Below are 23,206 nucleotides of genomic sequence, written 5' to 3' on the forward strand. Positions count from 1 at the left end.
AGCACTCGATTCAATCGCTTCAAACATAAGATGCAGGACTCCAGCCTCGTAACCTTTCAAGAATTCGCTTTTCCATTCGGGACACTTGCACTTGGGACACACCAAGTCTCGCCGCAACTTCTGTCTGTGCGTAGTCAGTATAGAACCTCATACGAATCAAAATTTGTTCTTTTGGTTCTAATCTCTCAATGAGCTCCGTCAGGAAATAAAAGTGAAATGCTTTTTCTGCCCGGTCGTCTCGCATTTGACCCATTAAAGTGATGCCTTCTTCCCCATCCATAAAACTTACGTGTCTTAAATCCCACACCAGCATCTTGATTGGTTTGGTCTCCTACTTTTTCTATAGTTGATAGCATAAACATTCCTCCTTGCCTACACAGCTCGAAACGGAGGCAAGAGAGTCCTGCCGGTCGACAAAACTAGAAAAAAAGACAAAAAAAGACCTCAATCGACAAAGGATTGAGGTCATATCTTGTTTATTTAGTAATGATTTTATAGACAAGTGGCGGTGCTTCTGCTGCTTGCTCTGAAATTGTGATATTCGATAAGAATTTCTCCTTAGCATCCGCAATGTCCTCGCTATTTGCATAGAACGTTGCAAGTGCTTCTCCAGCTTCCACTCGGTCGCCTACTTTTTTGTGAAGGACGATTCCGACAGCCAGATCAATTTCAGATTCTTTTGTAGCACGTCCTGCTCCAAGAATCATAGCTGCCGTCCCGATTTCATCCGCTTCCATATACGTAATGTAGCCAGAAGTCTGGGCTTCGATTGCAATTTGGTGGGCCGCTTGTGGTAATAACTCAGGGTTATCTACAACAGCAGGGTTTCCACCTTGCCATTCAATAAAGTCCTTAAAGATTTGAAGAGCCGAACCGTCAGCGATGACCGCTTCTAGCATCTTGCGCGCTTCTTCCAATGTGTCCGCTTTCTCACCAACTACAACCATCTGGCTACCAAGTACTAGACACAGTTCAGTCAAGTCTTCTGGACCTTTTCCTGCAAGTGTATCGATTGCTTCTTTCACTTCAAGTGCATTCCCGATCGCATTCCCTAATGGCTGGCTCATGTCTGAAATAATAGCCATTGTGTTGCGTCCGACATTATTTCCGATACGAACCATTGCAGTTGCAAGAGCTTCTGAATCTTCAAGTGTCTTCATGAAAGCTCCTTCACCAGTTTTCACATCAAGGACGATGGCATCTGCACCTGCTGCGATTTTCTTACTCATAATGGAGCTTGCAATCAATGGAATGCTACTTACAGTGGCTGTTACATCACGTAATGCATACAATTTTTTATCAGCAGGTGTCAAGTTCCCACTTTGTCCAATTACAGCAAGTTTCAATTCATTGACTTGTTTCGTGAACTGTTCACTAGACAATTCTACGTGGAAGCCTTCGATAGCTTCCAATTTATCAATAGTCCCACCCGTATGGCCAAGACCGCGACCACTCATTTTAGCGACCGGAACGCCTACTGCTGCAACTAGAGGGCCTAGTACAAGTGTTGTTGTATCGCCAACTCCACCAGTCGAGTGTTTGTCCACTTTGATTCCTTCAATTGCAGAAAGGTCGATTTGATCTCCCGATTCCACCATTGCCATCGTCAAAGCTGCACGTTCTTGATCTGTCATATCTTGAAAATAAATCGCCATCATAAGAGAACTCACTTGATAATCCGGAATCGAACCATTCGTGTAGCCTTCTACAAAAAAGCGAATCTCTTGTTCCGTCAATTCATGACCGTCACGTTTTTTCTCAATAATATCAATCATTCGCATAAGTCTGTCTCCTTACTTCAACTCAGATGAAAAGCTAGTTCCAAATGTAGTTGGATTGGTTTTAAATAAATCTGTAAGTGTGGCACCAATGTCCGCAAATGTAGCGCGAAGTGGCAGTTCGTTACCTTGTGCAAATTGTTTAGAGTACACAAGAAGCGGAACGAATTCACGTGTATGATCCGTTCCTGGCATTGTCGGATCGTTTCCGTGATCCGCAGTGATTATAAGCAAATCTTCTTCCTGTAGTAATTCCAAAGTTTCCGATAGGCGCGCATCAAATGCTTCAATTGCAGCTGCATAGCCTTTAGGATCACGACGGTGACCATAAAGAGCATCAAAGTCGACTAGATTTAAGAAGCTGATTCCAGTAAAGTCTCGCTTTAAAACCTCATGCAATTTGTCCATTCCATCCATATTGTCTTTAGAGCGGATAGCTTCTGTGATGCCTTCACTGTTGTAGATATCGTCGATCTTTCCAATTGCAATCACGTCAAAACCGCTATCTTTTAATTCGTTTAATGCCGTACGTCCGAAAGGTTTCAGAGCATAGTCATGTCGATTTGTTGTGCGACTAAAGTTTCCTGGCTCGCCTATAAATGGACGTGCAATGACACGACCTACAAGAAATTCTTCAGATAAAGTCAATTCACGTGCGATTTCGCAAATTTTGTATAGCTCTTCGAGCGGGATAATCTCTTCGTGTGCCGCAATCTGAAGTACAGGGTCTGCAGATGTGTAGACAATGATAGCACCTGTCTTCATATGCTCTTCACCAAGCTCATCTAAAATCTCTGTACCGCTTGCTGGCTTGTTCCCAAGCACTTTACGTCCTGTTCGCTCTTCAAGTTGTGCAATCAGTTCTTGAGGAAATCCGTTTGGATACACTTTGAAGGGTTGATCCACATGAAGGCCCATGATTTCCCAGTGACCTGTCATTGTATCTTTCCCTACTGATGCTTCTTGCATTTTTCCGTAATGTGCAATCGGCTGTGACACCGCTTCCACACCAGGAATTGTTTCGATGTTTCCAAGTCCCATCTTCTGCAAGTTTGGTGCCTTTAAGCCACCAATTGCTTCCGCTGTATGAACGAGTGTATTCGACCCTTCGTCACCAAAAGCTTTAGCATCAGGAGCTTCCCCAATTCCAACAGAATCCATAACAATTACATGTACACGTTTAAATGAATGTGACATAAAATCCCTCACTTTTTATCGGTATATCGTAATAGTAGCATCTTTTATGGAAAAAATACACGTCAGACCTCTTACTAATTAAGCGCGAGGATGAAATTCTTTATAGACTTCTTTTAAACGTTTCTTCCCTATATGCGTGTAGATCTGGGTCGTTGAAATATCGGAGTGTCCTAGCATCTCCTGAACTGCGCGTAAATCTGCCCCATTTTCTATGAGGTGTGTCGCGAAGGTATGTCGCATTAAGTGTGGTGTAATCTCTTTTATTAGCCCCGCTCGCTTCGCATGCTGTTTCATCAGCTTTGCAATGCCTTGTCTCGTCAACCGTTTTCCTGCCTGGTTGATAAAAAGTGCCTTGTCATCACCGCCTGGCTTGAAAAGCTTTGACCTAGCTTGTTCAATGTAAGTTCGAACCAAATGAATCGATGTCTGATTGAGCGGGATGATGCGCTCCTTCTGACCTTTTCCTGTTACGCGGACGAATCCCATTGTCAACTGGATGTCCTCGATGTCCAACTGGGTACACTCCGAAATACGCATCCCTGTTGCGTATAGCAGTTCGATTAGCGCGTAGTCTCGAATGCCTTGTGCCTTATCTTTTGGGATGGCTGCGGTGAGCGCATCGACTTCATCAATAGTTAAGAACTTCGGTAGGACACTGTCAAACTGAGGATGTTCAATTTGATAGGATGGATCATGATCTGCCAGCCGCTCTCGGAGTGCAAACTGATGAAAAGAGCGGATGGAAGCCACTTTTCGCGACAGGGTTCGAGCTGATTTTCCGTCAAGCTTTTGACTGCGAAGGTGTTGCTGAATGTTTTCTTTTGATACTTCTTGTATAGAACAGACCCCCCACCCGCTGAGTTGCTCGATATAAGTTGACAGATCTGTTTGATAGGCAGAAATCGTGTTGTCTGCCATTTGTTTTTCAATTCGCAAGAAATGCAAATAGTCTTCTAAAGCTTCTTTCATTAGTTTCACCTGTTTCGTTTGGAGTTTCATGTGTATTTAGGAGATTTCTGAGCGAACGCCTTTCACATCTAGATGGAATCGAGCTGCACAGGCTTTACATCTAGAGTAGTCGAGTTGCGAACGCCAGAAATCCCCGCAAAAATCGGTCGCATCCATAGAGGCAAAGAGCGCCTCTACGGACACGCCCAATTTTCGCAAGATTTCTAGAGTGGCGTTCTACACATCCTATAGTAATAAAAAAAGGATAGCACAGATGGCTACCCTCTTCGACTTCTAGTCATTTGAAATTATTTTGAATGACATCGGTGGCAAATGCCGTGGAATGTCAACCGGTGGTCTTTAATTTGAAAGTTCCAACGGGATTCAACGATTTGCTCGACATCCCCAAGTAGATCCTCTTGGATTTCATCTACAGCTCCACATTCCATACACACTAAGTGGTGGTGGAAGTGAGTAGCACCTTCTTGACGCAGATCGTAACGAGACACGCCATCTCCAAATTGGATCTTGTCCACTACATTCAATTCGTTTAGCAACTCTAAAGTTCGGTAGACGGTTGCTAATCCGATATCTGAAGATTTATCTCGTACTAATAAAAATACGTCTTCTGCACTTAAATGGGCTTCTTCATTCTCAAGTAGAACTCGGACAGTCGACTCTCGCTGCGGCGTCAGTTTGTAGCCGGCGCCGGACAATTGTTTTTTAATTCGATCGATACGGCCTTCCATATGACGCCTCCTAACATGCATTCAGTATACCAAAACCCATTTTCAAGTGACAAGTATAACTTCTTAGATTTCTTCTTTTTTTAGAATCATTCTAATTTAAAGCGCTAATTGATACTCTTAAATGCGTGACAAGGAGTATACTTGCAAGAACTTTCCAACCGATTGCTTTGTGGTGTAGAACAAACCAGAGAATGCAACTTCCACACAATAAAAAGAAGAATTGCATGGTATATTGCTCGAAGCCATTCAGACGAAGACTCGGGATTGAAAAATAAGCCATACTGCATAATCCGAATGCCAGTGCTAGTTTAACAATCATTCTGACTGAGGGATGGAGTTTCATAAATACGATCAGTATTAAGACTGTGTAGAGGGCATAACGGAATCCCGAACTAGAAACGAATGTTTTTAGAGTCGGATGCATCGTCACTTGCGGAAACTGACTGTACAACAGATACCAGCCCCCGCTTGTGACAACAAATACAACCCACCATTGCATAAACAACTGCTTCATAGACTCTCCCCCTATTAGTATTAGATGTGGAACCGACTGTTCAGAAATCTTTCAAAATGCCAACGTGGCTTGTGAAGCGCTCTTGGCTTCATGAGACGCGTTGGTTTTTTGAGGGGATTTCTGGCGTTCGCTCGCTCTCCCTACTAATATAGTCTATGAATCTTAAGAAGCGCCCTAGAACCTATGAAGTCTCCACCACTGGATTGCAAATGCGGTTTTGGCATCAAAGATTTTTTGCTCTTTGATCCACGTCTCCGCTTCAGCAAGCGTGCATTCGTGGAGTGTCACAAACTCATCATCATCCATTTCTATAGGAGTCTCCAACTTCTTTAACCCTTGTGTCACGTAGATATGGATGATTTCATCAGCAAATCCTGGAGAAGTTGCAAAGCTCTGTACATAGTGAAGGGCACTTGCTGTATACCCAGTCTCTTCTTCCAATTCTCTTAAAGCCGTGGCTTTTGGATCCTCTCCTTTTTCGATCTTCCCTGCCGGAATTTCAATCAGCTCTCGCTCTAGCGCTTTACGATATTGTTCGACCAAAATAATTTTGTGATTTTCTGTAATAGCAATGATAGCAACAGCTCCTGGATGCTTCACGAGCTCTCGTTTAGATGTCTTTTGATTTGGCAAAGTGACTTCATCTACTTGCAATGAGATGACGCGACCTTGATAAATTGATTCGCTTGAAATTGTTTTTTCTTCAAATTTGTGACTCATCGACTCACTCCTCTTTGAATTCTATCTGAAGTCATTGTACCATTACGTAAAGGAGGAGAGCAGATGAAAACACAACGTTTAGGGAAAAGTACGCTTCAAATCTCGGAGCTTTCTTTAGGTGGTATGAGCTTTCCAAAAGAGCAAAACAAGACAGATACGATCATTCAACATGCACTCGAGCAAGGAATCAACTGGATTGATACGGCCGACCTGTACGAACAAGGAGAAAATGAAACTCGAATTGGAAAAAGTCTTCAAGGAATACGTTCTGATGTCCATATCTCTACAAAAGTCGGGAACCGATTTACGGCTGGAAAACAAGGCTGGACTTGGGATCCGGATCCGAAATGGATCGAGCAAGCAGTAGAAGGATCTTTAAAGCGGCTGAATACGGACTACATCGACCTGTATCAGCTGCATGGAGGAACGAAAGAAGATGATTGGGATGGAATCATTGCGGTGTTCGAACGGCTCCGTGAACAAGGAAAGATTCGTGAATATGGCATTTCTTCGATTCGTCCGAATGTCATTTATCCCTACTTTGAGAAGAGCCAAGCGGTTAGTGTAATGATGCAATATTCTGCTCTCGACCGGAGAGCTGAAAGTGTGTTTCCGTTTCTTGAAGAACATGAAGTCGGATTGTTGGTTCGAGGCGGGCAAGCGAAAGGGCTGCTGACTGATGCCGCTTTAGAAAAGCTAGAAAAACATTCCCAGTATGGGAGTTATGATGAGTCTACCCTTGAACAAACTGTGAAACAAATGCATCAATCCATGTCCCATTTAGGTGCTACAAGCCTTGCACATATTTTAAGTCAACCAGCTGTCAGTTCTGTAGTGATTGGAACGAGCTCCCTTGAACAACTAAAAGATACTTTAAACAATTATAAAACCACAGTATCTAATGAAGACGTGGAGCAGCTAGTTGCTTTATCGAAACAAGAAACATACAAAGAGCATGTCGAGTGATCGACATGCTCTTTGTTTAAAATTTGGATCCTTTGTCTCCGTATTGCTCTAAAAGCTCTTCGAAAGACATATTTTTTTCGCGTTGCTTCTTCTCAAACAACTTGCGTGCATGTTCTTCTTCCTCACGCTGTTTTTCTTGAGCCGTGAGCTCCGTTTTAGCTTGTTGCAGCTTGGCGAATACCGAGTCAGACAATTGATCTTTTAACGTTACTTTTTCATCTTGGGCTGGCTTTTGCTTTTGCTGCTGAGCTGCTTTCTTCTTTTTCATCGTTACTCACCTCTTGAAACGATGGTTGCTACACCTTGTCCTCCACCAATACATAAAGTTGCGAGTCCTAGTTTCGCATCACGCTTTTTCATCTCGTGTAAAAGTGTGACGAAAATACGTGTGCCACTTGCTCCGATTGGGTGACCAAGTGCAATAGCTCCCCCGTTGACATTTAATTTTTCTGCATCAAATTTTAATTCGCGGTCCACTGCAAGAGCTTGAGCAGCAAACGCTTCGTTTGCTTCCACTAAGTCCATATGAGCTACAGTCAGATTCGCTTTTTTCATTACTTTATTGACTGCTTCGACTGGACCAATCCCCATAATCGCTGGATCCACACCTGCAGATGCATTAGCAACTACAGTTGCTAAGATTGGTAAGCCTAGTTCTGTCGCTTTTTCTTTCGACATGACAACCACTGCAGCTGCCCCATCGTTGATTCCTGATGCGTTACCAGCTGTCACAGAGCCATCTTTTTTGAAAGCTGGTCGCAAACCTGCTAGTTTTTCAGCTGTACTTCCTTTTTTCGGATACTCGTCTTGTTTGAAGACAATTGGGTCACCTTTACGCTGAGGAATTTCAATAGATACGATTTCTTCTTCAAATTTCCCTGCTTCAATGGCAACTGTAGCGCGTTGCTGAGAGCGCGCTGCAAATTCATCTTGCTCTTCACGAGTCAACCCGTAGTTCGTGCAAAGATTCTCTGCAGTGACCCCCATGTGGTAGTCATTGAATGCACACCACAAACCGTCTGAAATCATGCTGTCTACTGCTTGTTGATTTCCCATGCGGTAGCCATCGCGTGCCCCCATAAGTAAGTAAGGTGCTTGGCTCATGTTCTCCATCCCACCTGCTACTACTATTTCTGCATCTCCTGCAAGAATCGCTTGTGTTGCTAGGTGAACCGTCTTCAGACCAGAACCACATACCTTGTTAATCGTCATAGCCGGTACTTGCTGTGGCAGTCCTGCTTGAATGGAAGCTTGTCTTGCCGGGTTTTGACCAAGCCCTGCTTGTAAGACATTCCCCATAATCACTTCATCTACTTGGTCTTTCTCAATTCCTGCACGTTTGATGGCTTCTTCAATTACGATAGCCCCTAATTTCGTTGCAGGCACATCTTTTAGCGCTCCTTGGAACGATCCGATAGCTGTTCGGACAGCGCTTACAATTACCACTTCAGTTGACATCAACAGTTCCTCCTCTTCATCCCTCTTGCGACCTTCGACCCCTTATGCGTAAACTAGAACTAAGGGGGAATGGTACCATGATTAGTTTACCAAATGCTGTGACAATAATCGAGGTGGGGCCTCGAGATGGTTTACAAAATGAAAAGCAACATGTAGCAACAGCTGACAAGCTCGCTTACATTAAAGCCCTGCAACAAGCAGGAATTCAAGAAATGGAACTCACTTCGTTTGTTTCACCGAAATGGGTGCCGCAGATGGCGGATGCTTCTGAAATACTGGCTCAAGTGAAACGTACGGACCGACAATTCGTATTGGCGCCGAATTCAAGAGGGATCGACAATGCGCGCGCAGCAGGAGCGGATCACATTGCAGTTTTTGTTGGTGTATCGAACACATTTAATAAAAAAAATATCAATAAATCGACTGCTGAAGCTGTAGATCAATTACGACAACCGATTCAACAGTTGCTTCAGGATGGCGTCTTTGTGAGGGCTTGTATTTCAACAGCGTTTTATTGTCCGTATGAAGGCAAACAAGATCTACAAGACGTTGTAGCATTATGTCGAGAATTTGTTGAACTTGGTGTTCAAGAACTTAGTGTGGCAGATACAATCGGCAAAGCATCACCTCTTGAAAGCTATACAGTATTTTCAACATTAAAGAATGCTTTTCCAGACACATTACTTACTGCACACTTCCATGACACAGAACAAATGGCGCTTGCTAATATCTTTGCAGCTCTACAAGCAGGGATAGACAGATTCGACAGCTCCGCTGGCGGCCTTGGAGGTTGTCCTTTTGCACCAGGAGCTACAGGCAACGTCGCAACCGAACAAGTTGTTCATATGCTGCATAGAATGAATATAGAAACAGGGATAGACGAGACACTCTTGAAAAAAGCTGTTGAAACCATTCAACCGCATGTGTCAATCCACTAACTTCAGGGTACAGTGCTATATATCCTAGTATGGAGTGATGATTATGAAAAAGAGGGTCATCTTATGGACGAGTTTTGTAACAAGTCTATTTACAGCACTGGCTACACTAGTTGGATTCGTAGCAACCAACAGGCTTATGTATATCAAACAGAAAGAACCCGACTTCATCTTAAACCGGGAAATATCAGAAAAGCGACTCGACCAAAATTGGTACGACGCCATTCGCAAGGAAGAAGTGTGGATCACTTCAAAAAATGGCTATCAACTCAAGTCTATTTTTATCCAACCCCATGACACAAAGAATTATGTCATCATTTGTCATGGTGTCACTGAAAACAAGATCAACTCATTACGATTTGTTCGTATGTTCGAACGTCTCGGGTACAATAGCGTCATCTACGATCATCGCCGTCATGGAGACTCTGGAGGAAAAACGACGAGTTTTGGTCATTTTGAAAAGATGGATCTAGAAGCAGTTGTGGATACACTTCGTGAGCGTGTGGGTGAAGGTGGAATTATTGGAATTCATGGAGAATCGATGGGAGCCGCAACAACACTACTTTATGCAGGTTCCATTCGAGATGACGCAGACTTTTATATTTCCGATTGTGCGTTCTCTGACTTTGAACGCCAAGTGCATCATGTGATGATGCAGACTACTCCGATTCGTTCGATGCTCACTGTGCGACTTGCCAACCTGTTCATGAAACTTCGAGAAGGCTACACGTTCCGTCTCGTTTCTCCAATTGACATCGTGGACAAGATTGAAAAGCCCGTACTATTTATTCATTCGCGACCAGACGACTTTATTCTTCCGGAGATGGCACAAGAGCTTTATGATAAAAAACAAGGACCTAAAGAGCTCAAGTTTTTTGATAAGGGAGCTCATGCCAAGTCATTTAATGAAAATCCGGAAGAATACGAACAGACCGTTCAGGACTTTTTAATTAAATATTCCTTATATACAAACGAAAAGCAGCTCACATGAGCTGCTTTTACTTTTGTTTACCTGGTTTCGTTTGTACACGGTTCATTTGAGCCATCATTTGTTTTACTTGCTTTTCTGATGGTTTACGTCCCATTTGGGCCATCATCATGCGAAGCATTTGTTCATTGATTGGCGGATTGTCTTTAAGATATTTCATCATATATTGACGTGCTGCAAAGAATCCTCCAACAAGACCGAGAATTAGAGCAACGATAATCAATGTGATTGCAAGTGCTAAGTTCAAGTATGTCATCCTCCTTTGCTAGCTAATCGACGTGTCTCAGACACCATTCACTAGTATACACCATCTTTTATGGAGTTGACTAGAGTCTAGCAAAAAAGAGCACTCGAAAGCCCGAGTGCTCTTTAAAGATTAGTTCAATGCCTTGAATTTTGCTGCTACATTTTCAGCTGTGAATCCGAACTCTTCCATGATCTTCTCTCCAGGTGCACTTGCGCCGAAGCGATCAATCGCTAGAACGTCTCCTTCAAAGCCTACATATTTATGCCAGCCTAGGGAAGATCCCATCTCGATAGCTAAGCGTTTCGTGATAGAGCGTGGTAATACAGACTCTTTATAGGCTGCATCTTGTTGTTCGAAGCGGTCCCATGACGGCATCGACACAACAGATACTTCAATACCCTCTGATTTTAGAAGCTTTTGAGCTTCAACAGCCAAGCTCACTTCAGAACCTGTAGCAAGTAGAAGGCCTGTTGGGTTTTCTCCAGCGGATACAACGTATGCACCTTTTGATACGCCTTCTGCCGCTCCTGAAACTGTACCTTCTAACACAGGTAAGTTTTGGCGTGAAAGGACAAGAAGTGTCGGCGTATCTTTAGATTCTACAGCTAATTTCCATGCTTCTTGAGTCTCCACTGCATCTGCAGGACGAATTACAGATAGACCTGGCATTGCACGAAGAGCAGCTAAATGTTCAACCGGCTCATGTGTAGGACCGTCTTCCCCAACAGCAATGCTGTCATGCGTGAATACATACGTCACAGGTAAGTTCATTAGTGCAGACAAACGAATAGCAGGACGAACGTAGTCACTGAACACGAAGAATGTTCCACCGAATACGCTTAAGCCACCGTGAAGTGCCATACCGTTTAAAGCAGCACCCATCGCGAATTCACGAACACCGAACCAGATGTTTTTGCCAGCGTAGCTTTCTGCTGAGAAGTCACCGACACCTTTGATTGTAGTTTTATTAGACCCTGCTAAGTCCGCGCTTCCACCGAAGAATGAAGGAAGTGCTTTTGCAATCGCGTTAATAGCATCTCCAGAAGCAGAGCGTGTTGCTACCGAACTACCCACTTCATATGTTGGTTTCACAGAAGCCCAGTCTATAGACTCCTTGCCTTCGATTGCGTTCTTTAATTGACCAGCAAGTTCAGTGTTTGATTTCTCGAATTCTGCGAACAGGCTGTTCCATTTTTCCTCTTCCGCGCGACCTAATTGATCTGTCGCTTCTTTGAATGTTGCATAAACCGTTTCATCGACATAGAAGTCTTCTTCAAATGTCCATTTATACGCTTCTTTAACAAGTTTCGTCTCGTCAGCACCCATTGGAGCTCCGTGTGCGTCTGCTTTTCCTGCACGATTTGGAGAGCCAAATCCAATGACAGTTTTCACTTCAATTAAAGTTGGACGATCAGAAGTCTTCGCTTCAGCAATTGCTTTGTCGATTGCTTCCACATCATTGCCGTCAGCCACGTGTAAGTAGTTCCAGCCGTATGACTCGAAGCGTTTTTGAACCGATTCAGAGAATGATTTATTTAAGTCACCATCAAGTGAAATATCATTGCTATCATAGAGGACAACTAGCTTGTTTAACTTTAAGTGACCAGCTAAAGAAATCGCCTCCGCTGCGACACCTTCCATCAAATCTCCGTCTCCACATAAAGCGTACGTATAGTGATCAACGACGTCATGAGTCGTGTTATACGTTGCAGCAAGATGTGCTTCTGCCATTGCCATACCTACAGCCATCCCAATACCTTGTCCAAGTGGTCCTGTTGTAGCTTCAACACCATCTGTGTGGCCAAACTCAGGGTGACCTGGTGTTTTTGAATCCCACTGACGGAAGTTTTTGATTTCTTCCATCGGTAAATCATAGCCACTTAAATGTAGGAGACTGTATAGAAGCATAGAACCGTGACCTGCAGACAACACGAAACGGTCGCGGTTAAACCACTTAGGATTTGATGGATTGTGACGAAGGTGACGCGTCCACAATGTATAGGCCATTGGTGCAGCACCCATTGGTAGACCTGGGTGACCTGAATTGGCTTTATCAATGGCATCAATAGATAATGTACGAATAGTATTGATTGCTAATAAATCTTTCTCTGCTTGCATGAACGACATCCTCTCACTTTTAATTACTCTCTTAGTTTAGTCAACCTTTAGAGTTCTAGCAACTACTTCTGCTAGTTCAGACGATTATTTTGCTTGGCTTGCTTCACTTTTTCAGGTGTTACGTCATTCCCATTCGGATCCACGATTTTTACGTTTTCAATCGTTTTTCTCATAGTAGAGCGGAATGTTTCAAGATATTCTTTACGAAGAGCCGTCTGTTCTTTTGCTTCGGCTGTCGATAACTTTTGTTGTTTTGATTTATTTGAAAGTTCGCTGATTCGAGCTAATTTTTCTGGACTTAACATGCGATTCCCTCCTTGCTTTCTACTACACATTAGGAGAAATCCGATAAAAGTGCAAGAAAAAAGACATTCCCAAATGCGGAACGTCTAGGCTTGTTGTTTGTATTCTTTGTACCGTCTATGTACCGTAGCTTTGCTAATTGTGTGACCTAATGCAGATAGTGTTTGACTAATTTCATCATAGGTCATTCCAGCCACTCGAAGACGCACGATTTCCTCGATCGGAACCTCAATTCGTTCTCTACCTAATTGATTCCCACGAGATTTAAGGTTCTGTTCTGGTTGATAGCCATTCTGGACAGCACGTTTCATTCCTCTACGGATTTTAGCATTGTGAATTTTCCGTTGGTATTCCTCAACAACAGAAAGAATTCCCAATACCATAGTGTCCGTTTCAGAGAGAGCCAGTGTTCCTTCTTCACGAGCCGTCAAAATCTTCACAGATTCTTTCTCAAGCAAATGCAAGATGGCCATGCGAGCATGACCTCTCCCCAATCGCGTCTCATCTTGAATCAGTAAATAATGTACGTCTTCTTCTTTAATACAAGTCAGTAGATCTAATAATCCATCTCGATCCACTTCATAACCGCTTTGCTGATCACTAAAAGTGCCGATACAAGTCAGTCCATAATTTTTAGCTAGTTGTTCTAGTTCCTCTGCTTGTCGTTCTAACGAGGTTTCTTGTGCTTCTTTTTCCGTACTAGCTCGTGTGTAAATCACACAGTTGTTCGTCGTCATTCATCTACACCTGCCAGTTGTGTTGGTTCTCCTAAGTAGTTGAATTGTGAATCTGAAGGAATCACCAATTGTTGTCCAACAAGAATTTGGCTATCTGTCATCTGATTCAGTTCCATTACTTGATCAATCCAATGAATTCGTTCTGTTTCGGACACATACTGCTCAGCAAGTGTCCAGAGCGAATCTCCATTAGATACTGTGATGGCATCCGTCTGATGATTTTGCCCTTTTAAGTGTAGCGTAGTAATAGTAAAAAGTATAATGAGTGTTAAGCATGTAGTATAAAGAATTCCTGATTTTTTTAGCATCGTCTCACTCCTCAAGAATGTATGTTCGTATTTGTAAATTCATCATAATACGAACACACGTTTCTTGTCAAACCATTTTAGAACCTATGTTTGCATTTCATAGTCAGGAATGGTATACTTCAGTTATGAAATAAGGATCGTGATATGGAGGGGAAATCATATGAGAAAGGCTTCAAAAAGACAAGAAGATATTCTGGCTTTCATAAAAGAAGAAGTACGAAAAAAAGGGTATCCACCTTCCGTTAGAGAAATTGGTGAAGCGGTTGGTTTAGCATCTAGTTCCACTGTACACGGGCATTTAGCTCGTCTTGAAAGTAAAGGCTTGATTCGTAGAGACCCTACGAAACCACGTGCTATCGAAATTTTAGAAGATGAAGCGATTCAAGATATTTCACCAGCTGCTGTTCTTCAAGTACCACTTGTTGGTAAAGTCACTGCTGGACAACCGATTACAGCAATCGAAAATATTGATGAGTTCTTCCCTCTCCCTACTACTTTTGGAAATATGGATGATCATTTGTTCATGTTAGAAATTATGGGTGACAGTATGATTGAAGCTGGAATTTTAAATGGTGACTACGTAGTAGTGAAACAACAAAATTCTGCAAATAACGGAGACATTGTTGTTGCCATGACAGAAGAAGACGAAGCGACTGTAAAGCGCTTTTTCAAAGAAAAGAACTATTTCCGTCTACAACCTGAAAACTCTTCTATGGAGCCTATCATCGTAGAAAACGTATCGATTCTAGGTAAAGTAGTTGGCGTTTACCGTCACATTCATTAAAAATTTTATAAAAAAAGGCATTTTCTCGAAAATGAGAAAATGCCTTTTTTTATGAGGCTGGCACAAAAAATACAGCCTTTTAGTATTAATACATTTTTAGGTACTGCTCGCGCTCCCAAGGGTGGACAGTCGTGCGGAACATATCCCACTCGATTTCTTTAGCTTCTACAAAATTATCGTAAATGTGCTCACCTAGACCTTGGCGAACCACTTCATTTTTCGATAATTCTTTAATAGCGGCTTGAAGAGTTCCAGGAAGGTTTGCAATGCCAACTTCTTCACGCTCTTTTTCATCCATCACGTAGATGTTACGGTCTACTGCTGGTGGTGGTGTCATCTTGTTTTTGATTCCATCTAGACCTGCTTGCAGAATTACTGCCATAGCTAAGTATGGGTTTGCAGAAGGATCTACAGAACGCACCTCAATACGTGTGCTTAAACCACGTGAAGATGGAATACGAATTAACGGGCTACGGTTCTGACCAGACCATGCAACATAAACAGGTGCCTCATAACCAGGAACTAGACGCTTGTAAGAGTTAACAGTCGGGTTCGTGATAGCTGTGAAACCTTGTACATGTTTTAATACTCCCGCCATAAACTGCATAGCTGTTTCGCTCAACTGCATGTCTGTATTCTCATCAAAGAAAGCATTTTCTTTGCCTTTGAACAGAGATAAATTGAAGTGCATACCAGATCCGTTAACACCAAATAGTGGTTTTGGCATGAATGTTGCATGGAGACCGTGTTTGCGCGCAATTGTTTTAACAACCAATTTAAACGTTTGGATGTTATCACATGCTTCAACAGCATTTGCATATTTGAAGTCGATTTCGTGTTGTCCAGGCGCTACTTCGTGGTGAGAAGCTTCAATTTCAAAGCCCATCTCTTCAAGTTCTAAAACGATATCACGACGGCAATTTTCACCTAAATCCATTGGGGCAAGGTCAAAATAGCCACCGTGGTCATTTAACTCAAGAGTTGGTTCTCCTTTTTCATCTAACTTGAACAGGAAGAATTCAGGCTCTGGCCCTAAGTTGAAAGATGTGAACCCTAGCTCTTCCATTTCTTTAAGTACACGCTTCAAATTGTTGCGTGGGTCTCCTTCAAATGGTGAACCATCTGGACGATTAATGTCACAGATTAGGCGAGCTACTTTCCCTTTACCAGTAATCCATGGGAATACTACCCACGTATCTAGATCAGGAACTAGGTACATATCCGACTCTTCGATACGCACAAATCCTTCGATAGAAGAACCGTCAAACATCATTTTGTTATCAAGTGCTTTATCTAACTGACTCACCGGAATTTCAACATTTTTGATTGTTCCTAAGATGTCTGTGAACTGAAGTCGGATGTACCGAACGTCATGCTCTTTTACTAGATTCTTGATATCTTCTTTTGTGTACTTACCCATTTTTTCACTCTCCTATTTATTAATATGACTTGCCATTGTTAAAAAACCGTGACAAATCGCCTTGCCTTAAAGAGACACGCTGATTCAGCTGGGATTTCTTCAACTCTTCTTTTACAATTGAGCGAAGCTCCACATCCGAGATCTTATGTACGGAGGTAGCAGCAGGCTGTTTTTTCATCTCAAAAATTTGTTTGATCCCTGCAATATTCACTCCACTTGCAAGTAAATCTTTAATCTCGAGAAGCGTGTCAATATCATCTAAAGAAAACATGCGTTGTTTTCCTTCTGTTCGTGAAGGAAAAATCAATTCATTTTCTTCATAGTAACGAATTTGTCGGGCCGTTAATCCTGTCAATTGCATCACAATATTCATTGACAGAATGGGCATCGAACGTCTCCATTGCTTTTCCATACTGCACCTCCTCTCTTTGTGTACACTCAGTATATGTCATGTTAGCTAACATGTCAACACAATGTTAACTAAACTAACATGGTTTACTTTAATGTAAATAGAGAGCGAGTAACCGCATATTTAATGTGCTCATATGTCAGTCCACCTTGAACAAATGCAGTATAAGGAGCTCGAATTGGACCGTCAGCTGTCAATTCAATACTCGATCCCTGCACAAATGTCCCTGCAGCCATAATGACATTATCCTCATACCCAGGCATATAAGCTGGGACTGGAGCAAATTGAGCGTTAATTGGAGAACTTGCTTGAATTTGTTGACAGAACCGGATCATCTCTTCTGCCGTCTCAAAAATAACGGACTGTATCAAATCAGTACGTGGTTCGGAAGAGGCTGGGGAGGCAGTAAATCCTGATGCTTCTAATGCCGCCGCCGTAAAATAAGCTCCTTTGACTGCTTGCAATACAATATGTGGGGCCATAAAGAACCCCTGATACATATCTTGCAAAGTATGTAGAGAAGCTCCTGCCTCTCCTCCTATACCCGGTGACGTCATCCGAAATGCACACTTTTCTACAATTTCGTGTTTACCGGCAATATAGCCTCCGATTTTAGCAAGGCCGCCTCCCGGATTTTTTATCAAAGAGCCTGCCATAAAATCAGCTCCCACGTCAGTCGGTTCACGTTCTTCAACAAATTCACCGTAACAATTGTCTACAAACACCAGGCTGTTCGGTGAAAGTTTTTTAACAAAGCGAATCATTTCTTCGATTTGATCAATTGTAAAGGATGGTCGAGATGCATACCCACGAGACCTTTGAATCGCAATGACTTTCGGCGACTCCATACAGACTGCGCGAAGTTGCTCCCAATCGATGAATCTATCCTTTACAAGGTCTAAATGTCGGTAGCGAATACCAAAATCTTTTAAAGACCCTGTATCTGTTTCTCCACCGTCCACTATTGAAGCTAGTGTGTCATAAGGTTTTCCGGTAATATAGACGAGTTCGTCTCCAGGACGCAAGACTCCGAACAATGCAATCGTGATTGCATGTGTCCCTGAAATGATTTGAGGACGCACGAGTGCTGCTTCAGCACGAAAAACAGAAGCATAGACTTTTTCTAACGTATCGCGCCCCTCATCGTCGTATCCGTAACCAAATGAGGGCTGTAAATGGTGCTCGCTTACTTGGTTTTCCCAGAATGCTTGCAATACCTTCTGTTGATTTGTAAATGCAATAGCTTCAGCTGAGCGATGTGAAGCAGCAATTGACTGTTCGATAGTTGTGATGAATTCTAGATGTTCAGCGTTTAAAAACACGGGTTCATTCGTTCCTTTCTTACGGAAAGAAGGCCCGTCCACGGGGGACGAGCCTCTTTTTTTAATTTGAAGATAATTGAAGATCTACTTTTTTTGTTGGTGCAAATGTAGAAATGGCATGTTTATAGATCAGATGTTGTTTACCATCCGCTTCTAAGAGAACAGTAAAATTATCATAGGATTTAATAGTACCCTTTAATTGAAATCCATTCAGTAAAAACACGGTTACAAAGATCTCATTTTTTCGTAGTTGATTTAAAAATGTATCTTGCATATTGGCGTTTGCCATAGTGCCATTCCTCCCTTTTCCCCTGTATAGTGTAAAGATTCGCTACTCAGCTTTAATTTCCTTTTAAAAAGTTCCGGCAATCTTCAAGGATCTTCTCTCCGTCTTCTTCCGGATGGTACCAGATCACAGGAAGTTTGTTACGGAAATACGTCAGTTGTCGTTTTGCATAGCGTCTAGTATTTTGTTGAATCGTTTCTATTAGCTGTTGCCTCGGCCAGTCAAATTCTAAGCCTTCAACTACTTCTTTATAGCCAATTGCTTTTAAGGACTGTGCTTCTTTTGATGTGTGGGATAAAATGCTCTTCACTTCTTCAAGCAGTCCTTGTTCCATCATGAGGTCCACTCGCTCATTGATACGACGATACAATTCAGCACGGTCCCGATTCAGTCCGATAAGGTGAAAATCATAAACTGCTAGTCTACCAGCCTGCTGTTCAATCTCCTGCTGTTTTTTGCCTGTTTGTAGAACACGCTCAAGAGCACGGATGACTCGCTGTTTGTTGTTAGGATGAATAGCATTTGCTGCTTCTGGGTCCAACAGGTGTAACTCTTCCCATAATGTCCCCTCTTCCCTAGCTTCAAGTTGCATGCGAAGTTCGTCTGAAGGAGCGGCTTCTTCAAAACGGTAATCATAAAGAACCGCCTGAATATAGAGGCCAGTACCCCCTACGACAATAGGGACTTTTCCCCGAGCTGTGATGTCTTCAATCTTCTCTCGAACGAGTTTTTGATACTCTGCTACAGAAAAGGACTCACCAGGATCTTTAATCGATAACAGATGGTGCGGTACCCCTTCCATTTCTTGTTCAGAAATTTTTGCAGTCCCTATTGTTAATTCTCGGTACACTTGTAAGGCGTCTCCGTTAATGATTTCTCCATTAAGTTCTTTCGCTAAGCGAATACTGGTAGCCGTTTTACCGACAGCGGTCGGCCCGACCAGTACAAGCACTTTTGTAGCATTCATTTTTTCACAATCCAATTCGCAATTTGATCATACACTTTATGGCGGTTAGACCCATTTAAAATCTCATGTCGCTCTTGTTCTATTAATACAAGAGTGACATCTTCCATACCTATCTTCTGATAGTCTCGTGCCAGTAAGCGAACGCCCTTACCATAATTACCAACAGGATCGTCAGTTCCTGCAATGAGTAGAATAGGCAAGTTTTTAGGAACACGCTCAAGCTCTTTTTTTGAATGAATCGTCTGAAGGCCATCTAGTAAGTCTACATAGAGCTGATTCGACGAAACAAATCCACAGAGTGGGTCTTCTTCGTAGGCTCGTACAGTTTCTTCATCAGTTGATAACCAATCAAACTCAGAGACAGGCTCAGAGATCTGTTTATTGTAACTGCCAAACGTCAATTTGTTCATCAAGTGCCCATGCTCTTTAGCACCATTCCCTCTTGATTTCCAAGCGGCTATGCGGCTGCCGACCTTGCCCATGAAGCCCGGATCTCCGCCTGTTCCGACTAAAATTAATTGATCTATGACTTGAGGATACTTTTGAACGTAGCGTCTTGCAAGGAAGGACCCCATACTATGGCCGAGTAAAATGATTGTCTTGTCACTTTGATTCGCTGTGTGTAGATGAATCAATTCATTGCAATCATCGACCACTCGTTCAAATCCTTGTTCGTCTGCAAAATAGCCAAGTTCTCCAGCTAGCTGCCCTGTCTCCCCATGACCTCTATGGTCAGGAACGACCACTTCGTAGCCTTTGTCTCTTAAATAAAGGGCAAAATCATCGTAACGTCCACCATGTTCTGCAAGGCCATGTAGAATAAATACAATCGATCGGGCGTCAGGTTTTGGATACACTCTTGCGAATAAAGAGGCTCCGTCCGTCATCTTCAGCCATTTTGTCTCCATCAGCTCTCCCCCTTGGCATCTTGGATCAATTGAAGCAATTCTTGTTCCTGCTGCTCCTTCTGTTTTTCAGAAAGATTCAACTCTTGAGCCAGAATGGAACTGACATCTTTCCACGTATATTCCACATGTGCAATGTCAAAGTAAAGAGCTCCTGTACGACGAACGAAGAAATCTGCCAGACTCGTGACCATCTCGTTATGAATTGTGTAGTACAGGATGAGTCGGTCTTTAAGACTTAATGTAGGAGTTTCCCATTTCTCAACGTAGGAGAGGTAGCCCATTGCAACTTCTACATTCTTCCCAAGGAATCTTACAACTTGCTTGGCTTCGGATAATGAAAGTCCATAGTAAATTAATTGTTTCGAACGCTCGTACAAGTACTCGTCGAAATCCAACAACCCAAAGTCACCCCCAGAGAGAGGGAGTTGTTTTGTTGGAGAAGGGGGAAGTTCGCGCTCAAAGTTTTTGGCAATCGTATCGATGACATCTTCAGCCATTTTGCGATACCCGGTAAGTTTCCCGCCTGCAATAGTGACGAGTCCAGAGCTAGAAACCCAAATCTCATCTTTACGTGAAATTTCTGATGCCGATTTCCCGTCCTCAGAAATCAAAGGTCGTACGCCAGCCCAAGTGGATTCAACGTCATCTGCAGTAAGCGCGACAGAAGGGAACAGAGCATTCACCGCATCCACAAGATAGGCAATATCCTCTTTTGTAGCAACTGGGTGCACGGGGTCTTGATCATAAAATGTATCTGTCGTTCCCACATATGCCTTCCCATCACGTGGTACAGCAAATATCATCCGACCATCCGGGACATCAAAGTAAACCGCTTGTTGCAGGGGAAATCTCTTTTGATCTACGACGATGTGAACACCTTTAGTCAGTTGCAGGTGTTTGTCATTATCGATAACGTCCTTCTCACGTACTTCATCGACCCAAGGACCAGCAGCGTTGATTATAGTTTTAGCATGAATATCAAACAGTTCCTGAGTCATTTGGTCAAGAGCTTGCACACCGATGACCTGTTCATTTGCATAAATAAATTCATCTGCTTTGACGTAGTTTAAACAAACCGCTCCGAGTTCTATGGCTTTCTTTAACACTTCGATTGTCAGACGCGCATCGTCAGTACGGTATTCTACGTAAAACCCGCCGCCTTTTAACCCTTTTGGCTTGAGTAATGGTTCTAAGCCGAGCACTTCTTGCTTCGATAGCATTTCACGACGTTCCTCTTTTTTGACTCCAGCTAAAAAGTCGTAAACCTTTAAGCCAAGAGAAGTGGAGAGAGGGCCAAATGTGCCATCTTTATAAAACGGGAGCATCATCCACTCTGGAGTCGTCACATGCTTAGCATTTTGATAGACGATGTCACGCTCTTTCCCAACTTCACTAACCATTTGCACTTCAAATTGCTTTAAATACCGCAATCCTCCGTGAACCAGTTTCGTTGAGCGCGAAGAAGTTCCGCCTGCAAAGTCTTGCATCTCGATAAGTGCCACAGTCAATCCTCTTGAAATCGCATCAAGAGCTATCCCTGCTCCTGTTATGCCTCCACCAATCACCAGTACGTCAAACTCATAACTGTCTAAGGTATCCCGTAAATAAGTTCTGTCTAAATACGATTTCATGCCGGATCCGTCCCTTCATTTGGTTTAAAAGCACGCGCAGCCGAGACAGCCAAATGCCATCCTTTATAAAGATCCTCACTTTTTTCTGATGGCATGCTAGGTTTATAGGTGGCTGAAGTGACATGCAGGTCGGAAAGTTCATCTAGGGACTCCCAGAAACCAATCCCAAGTCCCGCAAGATAGGCTGCACCAAGAGCTGTTGTTTCATTTAGTCCTGCTTTTTCCACATTCGCTTGCAAAATATCTGACTGGAACTGCATTAAAAATCCGTTATCAACAGCTCCCCCGTCTACTCGCAGCGAATCTATTTCCATGCCTGACGCTTGTTGCATGGCCACTAAGACATCTTTCGTCTGATAAGCAAGTGATTCCAAAACAGCTCTTACAAAATGCTCTTTTTCTGTACCACGTGTTAACCCGAAAATAGCTCCTCGTGTATCGGAATCCCAATAAGGCGTTCCAAGACCTACGAATGCCGGAACCACATAGACACCCTCAGTCGAATCCACACGAGTTGCATAACTTTCTGAATCTGAAGCATTTCGTAACATACGAAGACCGTCTCGTAGCCACTGGATTGCCGACCCTGCAACGAAGACACTGCCTTCTAATGCATAATGAACTTTCCCATCAATTCCCCAAGCAATGGTGGTCAGCAAACCGTCATCGGATTCAACAGCTTCTTGTCCTGTATTGAGGAGCATGAAACAACCTGTACCGTAAGTGTTCTTAGCCATTCCTTTATCAAAACACGCTTGCCCAAAAAGAGCAGCTTGCTGATCTCCCGCAGAACCACTAATCGGAATCTCTTTCCCAAAGAATACCGATGGGTCCGTTGTTGCGATAGTTCCGGAACAGTCTACAACTTCTGCAAGCATGGCAGATGGAATGTTCATTTTTTCAAGCAACTCATCATCCCACTTTAACTCATGGATATTATAGAGTAGTGTACGTGAAGCATTGGAATAATCCGTAACATGCGTCTTGTTTCCGCTTAGCTTCCAGATCAACCAGCTTTCAATTGTTCCAAACAGTAATTCTCCATTTTCAGCTGCTTGTCTTGCCCCTTCTACTTCATCTAAAATCCAAGCAATCTTACTAGCAGAAAAATAAGGATCCAGACGAAGACCGGTCTTTCTCCGAACCAAATCCTCATATCCTTTATCTTTCCAGTCTTTGATGATACCTGTTGTTTGTCGCGATTGCCATACGATGGCATGGTAAATGGGCTTGCCTGTCTTCTTGTTCCATACAACCGTTGTTTCCCGTTGATTCGTGATCCCAATAGCTTTCACTTGTTCAGGCTGGGCATTGGCTTCGGTCAAAACTCCTGCGATACAAGACAATACGGAGCCCCAAATTTCTTGCGCATCGTGCTCGACCCATCCAGATTTAGGGAAGTGCTGTTTGAACTCTTTTTGAGAAGTATGTACTGGCTTCCCTTTTTGGTCGAATAAGATGGCTCGAGAACTAGTCGTTCCTTGGTCAATTGCTAAAATATAGTCCATGTCAA

The 23,206-nt window shown here is 42.9% G+C and carries 26 protein-coding genes; 4 read left to right on the forward strand and 22 right to left on the reverse strand.

The features are described from left to right. Positions 1 to 19: 19 nt before the first annotated feature. The 7 genes from CQS04_RS02710 to CQS04_RS02740 form a co-directional block, all read right to left on the reverse strand. Entirely contained in the window at positions 20 to 280 is a 261-nt protein-coding gene (locus CQS04_RS02710; protein ID WP_165775440.1) for a sigma-70 family RNA polymerase sigma factor, read from the reverse strand. A 196-nt stretch (positions 281 to 476) separates the two neighbouring features. Continuing rightward, positions 477 to 1,781 carry a pyrimidine-nucleoside phosphorylase gene (locus CQS04_RS02715; protein ID WP_100352663.1) on the reverse strand — a complete coding sequence of 435 codons (1,305 nt, stop codon included), beginning with the start codon at positions 1,779 to 1,781 and terminating at the stop codon, positions 477 to 479. A gap of 12 nt (positions 1,782 to 1,793) precedes the next feature. Then, positions 1,794 to 2,975, reverse strand: coding sequence for a phosphopentomutase (gene deoB, locus CQS04_RS02720; protein ID WP_100352664.1), 1,182 nt, complete (start codon positions 2,973 to 2,975; stop codon positions 1,794 to 1,796). A 78-nt stretch (positions 2,976 to 3,053) separates the two neighbouring features. Next, the gene (xerD, locus tag CQS04_RS02725) at positions 3,054 to 3,953 is read right to left on the reverse strand and encodes a site-specific tyrosine recombinase XerD (protein ID WP_100352994.1); all 900 of its coding nucleotides are present in this window, start codon (positions 3,951 to 3,953) and stop codon (positions 3,054 to 3,056) included. A gap of 278 nt (positions 3,954 to 4,231) precedes the next feature. Further along, positions 4,232 to 4,672, reverse strand: a complete 441-nt coding sequence (fur, locus tag CQS04_RS02730) for a ferric iron uptake transcriptional regulator (protein ID WP_094941724.1) — start codon at positions 4,670 to 4,672, stop codon at positions 4,232 to 4,234. 91 nt (positions 4,673 to 4,763) lie between these two features. Beyond that, a complete protein-coding gene (locus CQS04_RS02735) occupies positions 4,764 to 5,186 on the reverse strand; it encodes a hypothetical protein (RefSeq protein ID WP_100352665.1) in 423 nt (140 codons plus the stop codon). A gap of 174 nt (positions 5,187 to 5,360) precedes the next feature. Continuing rightward, the gene (locus CQS04_RS02740) at positions 5,361 to 5,906 is read right to left on the reverse strand and encodes an NUDIX hydrolase (protein ID WP_100352666.1); all 546 of its coding nucleotides are present in this window, start codon (positions 5,904 to 5,906) and stop codon (positions 5,361 to 5,363) included. Positions 5,907 to 5,969: 63 nt separating this feature from the next. Between CQS04_RS02740 and CQS04_RS02745 the strand changes: the two genes are divergently transcribed. Next, the gene (locus CQS04_RS02745) at positions 5,970 to 6,872 is read left to right on the forward strand and encodes an aldo/keto reductase (RefSeq protein WP_100352667.1); all 903 of its coding nucleotides are present in this window, start codon (positions 5,970 to 5,972) and stop codon (positions 6,870 to 6,872) included. 16 nt (positions 6,873 to 6,888) lie between these two features. Here CQS04_RS02745 and CQS04_RS02750 read toward each other — a convergent pair whose 3' ends face one another. Both CQS04_RS02750 and CQS04_RS02755 read right to left on the reverse strand, forming a co-directional pair. Then, entirely contained in the window at positions 6,889 to 7,140 is a 252-nt protein-coding gene (locus CQS04_RS02750) for a YqkE family protein (RefSeq protein WP_100352668.1), read from the reverse strand. A 2-nt stretch (positions 7,141 to 7,142) separates the two neighbouring features. Next, positions 7,143 to 8,330: an acetyl-CoA C-acetyltransferase gene (locus CQS04_RS02755; protein WP_100352669.1), complete on the reverse strand. Its 1,188-nt coding sequence runs from the start codon at positions 8,328 to 8,330 to the stop codon at positions 7,143 to 7,145. 77 nt (positions 8,331 to 8,407) lie between these two features. Between CQS04_RS02755 and CQS04_RS02760 the strand changes: the two genes are divergently transcribed. Then, on the forward strand, positions 8,408 to 9,268 hold the full coding sequence (locus CQS04_RS02760) for a hydroxymethylglutaryl-CoA lyase (protein WP_100352670.1): 861 nt from the start codon (positions 8,408 to 8,410) through the stop codon (positions 9,266 to 9,268). A gap of 43 nt (positions 9,269 to 9,311) precedes the next feature. Then, positions 9,312 to 10,256, forward strand: a complete 945-nt coding sequence (locus CQS04_RS02765; RefSeq protein WP_094941718.1) for an alpha/beta hydrolase — start codon at positions 9,312 to 9,314, stop codon at positions 10,254 to 10,256. A 7-nt stretch (positions 10,257 to 10,263) separates the two neighbouring features. Here the strand turns inward: CQS04_RS02765 and CQS04_RS02770 are convergent, their stop codons facing one another. The 5 genes from CQS04_RS02770 to yneA form a co-directional block, all read right to left on the reverse strand. Next, the gene (locus CQS04_RS02770; RefSeq protein WP_094941717.1) at positions 10,264 to 10,500 is read right to left on the reverse strand and encodes a YneF family protein; all 237 of its coding nucleotides are present in this window, start codon (positions 10,498 to 10,500) and stop codon (positions 10,264 to 10,266) included. Positions 10,501 to 10,629: 129 nt separating this feature from the next. Continuing rightward, a complete protein-coding gene (gene tkt / locus CQS04_RS02775; RefSeq protein ID WP_100352671.1) occupies positions 10,630 to 12,618 on the reverse strand; it encodes a transketolase in 1,989 nt (662 codons plus the stop codon). Between the two features lie 71 nt (positions 12,619 to 12,689). Further along, positions 12,690 to 12,923 (reverse strand): DUF896 domain-containing protein, encoded by a 234-nt coding sequence (locus tag CQS04_RS02780; RefSeq protein WP_100352672.1) that lies wholly within the window; start codon positions 12,921 to 12,923, stop codon positions 12,690 to 12,692. Positions 12,924 to 13,007: 84 nt separating this feature from the next. Further along, a complete protein-coding gene (locus CQS04_RS02785; protein ID WP_100352673.1) occupies positions 13,008 to 13,658 on the reverse strand; it encodes a YneB family resolvase-like protein in 651 nt (216 codons plus the stop codon). Continuing rightward, positions 13,655 to 13,966, reverse strand: coding sequence for a cell division suppressor protein YneA (yneA, locus tag CQS04_RS02790; protein ID WP_100352674.1), 312 nt, complete (start codon positions 13,964 to 13,966; stop codon positions 13,655 to 13,657). Before yneA ends, CQS04_RS02785 begins: the two co-directional genes overlap by 4 nt. 160 nt (positions 13,967 to 14,126) lie before the next feature. Here yneA and lexA point away from each other — a divergent pair, with 160 nt between their 5' ends. Then, entirely contained in the window at positions 14,127 to 14,750 is a 624-nt protein-coding gene (gene lexA, locus CQS04_RS02795; RefSeq protein WP_100352675.1) for a transcriptional repressor LexA, read from the forward strand. Between the two features lie 85 nt (positions 14,751 to 14,835). Here the strand turns inward: lexA and glnA are convergent, their stop codons facing one another. From glnA to glpK, 8 genes are all read right to left on the reverse strand, one after another. Next, positions 14,836 to 16,170 carry a type I glutamate--ammonia ligase gene (gene glnA / locus CQS04_RS02800; protein ID WP_100352676.1) on the reverse strand — a complete coding sequence of 445 codons (1,335 nt, stop codon included), beginning with the start codon at positions 16,168 to 16,170 and terminating at the stop codon, positions 14,836 to 14,838. A gap of 19 nt (positions 16,171 to 16,189) precedes the next feature. After that, positions 16,190 to 16,582 carry a MerR family transcriptional regulator gene (locus CQS04_RS02805; RefSeq protein ID WP_100352677.1) on the reverse strand — a complete coding sequence of 131 codons (393 nt, stop codon included), beginning with the start codon at positions 16,580 to 16,582 and terminating at the stop codon, positions 16,190 to 16,192. Between the two features lie 83 nt (positions 16,583 to 16,665). Beyond that, positions 16,666 to 17,901, reverse strand: coding sequence for a methionine gamma-lyase family protein (locus tag CQS04_RS02810; RefSeq protein ID WP_100352995.1), 1,236 nt, complete (start codon positions 17,899 to 17,901; stop codon positions 16,666 to 16,668). Between the two features lie 61 nt (positions 17,902 to 17,962). Beyond that, entirely contained in the window at positions 17,963 to 18,190 is a 228-nt protein-coding gene (hfq, locus tag CQS04_RS02815) for an RNA chaperone Hfq (RefSeq protein WP_100352678.1), read from the reverse strand. A 52-nt stretch (positions 18,191 to 18,242) separates the two neighbouring features. Next, positions 18,243 to 19,154 (reverse strand): tRNA (adenosine(37)-N6)-dimethylallyltransferase MiaA, encoded by a 912-nt coding sequence (gene miaA / locus CQS04_RS02820; protein ID WP_100352679.1) that lies wholly within the window; start codon positions 19,152 to 19,154, stop codon positions 18,243 to 18,245. Then, positions 19,151 to 20,062: an alpha/beta hydrolase gene (locus CQS04_RS02825; protein ID WP_100352680.1), complete on the reverse strand. Its 912-nt coding sequence runs from the start codon at positions 20,060 to 20,062 to the stop codon at positions 19,151 to 19,153. The genes miaA and CQS04_RS02825 overlap by 4 nt, the downstream gene beginning before the upstream one ends. Continuing rightward, on the reverse strand, positions 20,062 to 21,693 hold the full coding sequence (locus tag CQS04_RS02830) for a glycerol-3-phosphate dehydrogenase/oxidase (protein WP_100352681.1): 1,632 nt from the start codon (positions 21,691 to 21,693) through the stop codon (positions 20,062 to 20,064). The genes CQS04_RS02825 and CQS04_RS02830 overlap by 1 nt, the downstream gene beginning before the upstream one ends. Beyond that, positions 21,690 to 23,201 carry a glycerol kinase GlpK gene (gene glpK / locus CQS04_RS02835; RefSeq protein WP_100352682.1) on the reverse strand — a complete coding sequence of 504 codons (1,512 nt, stop codon included), beginning with the start codon at positions 23,199 to 23,201 and terminating at the stop codon, positions 21,690 to 21,692. The genes CQS04_RS02830 and glpK overlap by 4 nt, the downstream gene beginning before the upstream one ends. Positions 23,202 to 23,206 lie beyond the last annotated feature (5 nt).

The sequence above is a fragment of the Chryseomicrobium excrementi genome, from assembly GCF_002798305.1.
GTDB lineage: Bacteria > Bacillota > Bacilli > Bacillales_A > Planococcaceae > Chryseomicrobium > Chryseomicrobium excrementi.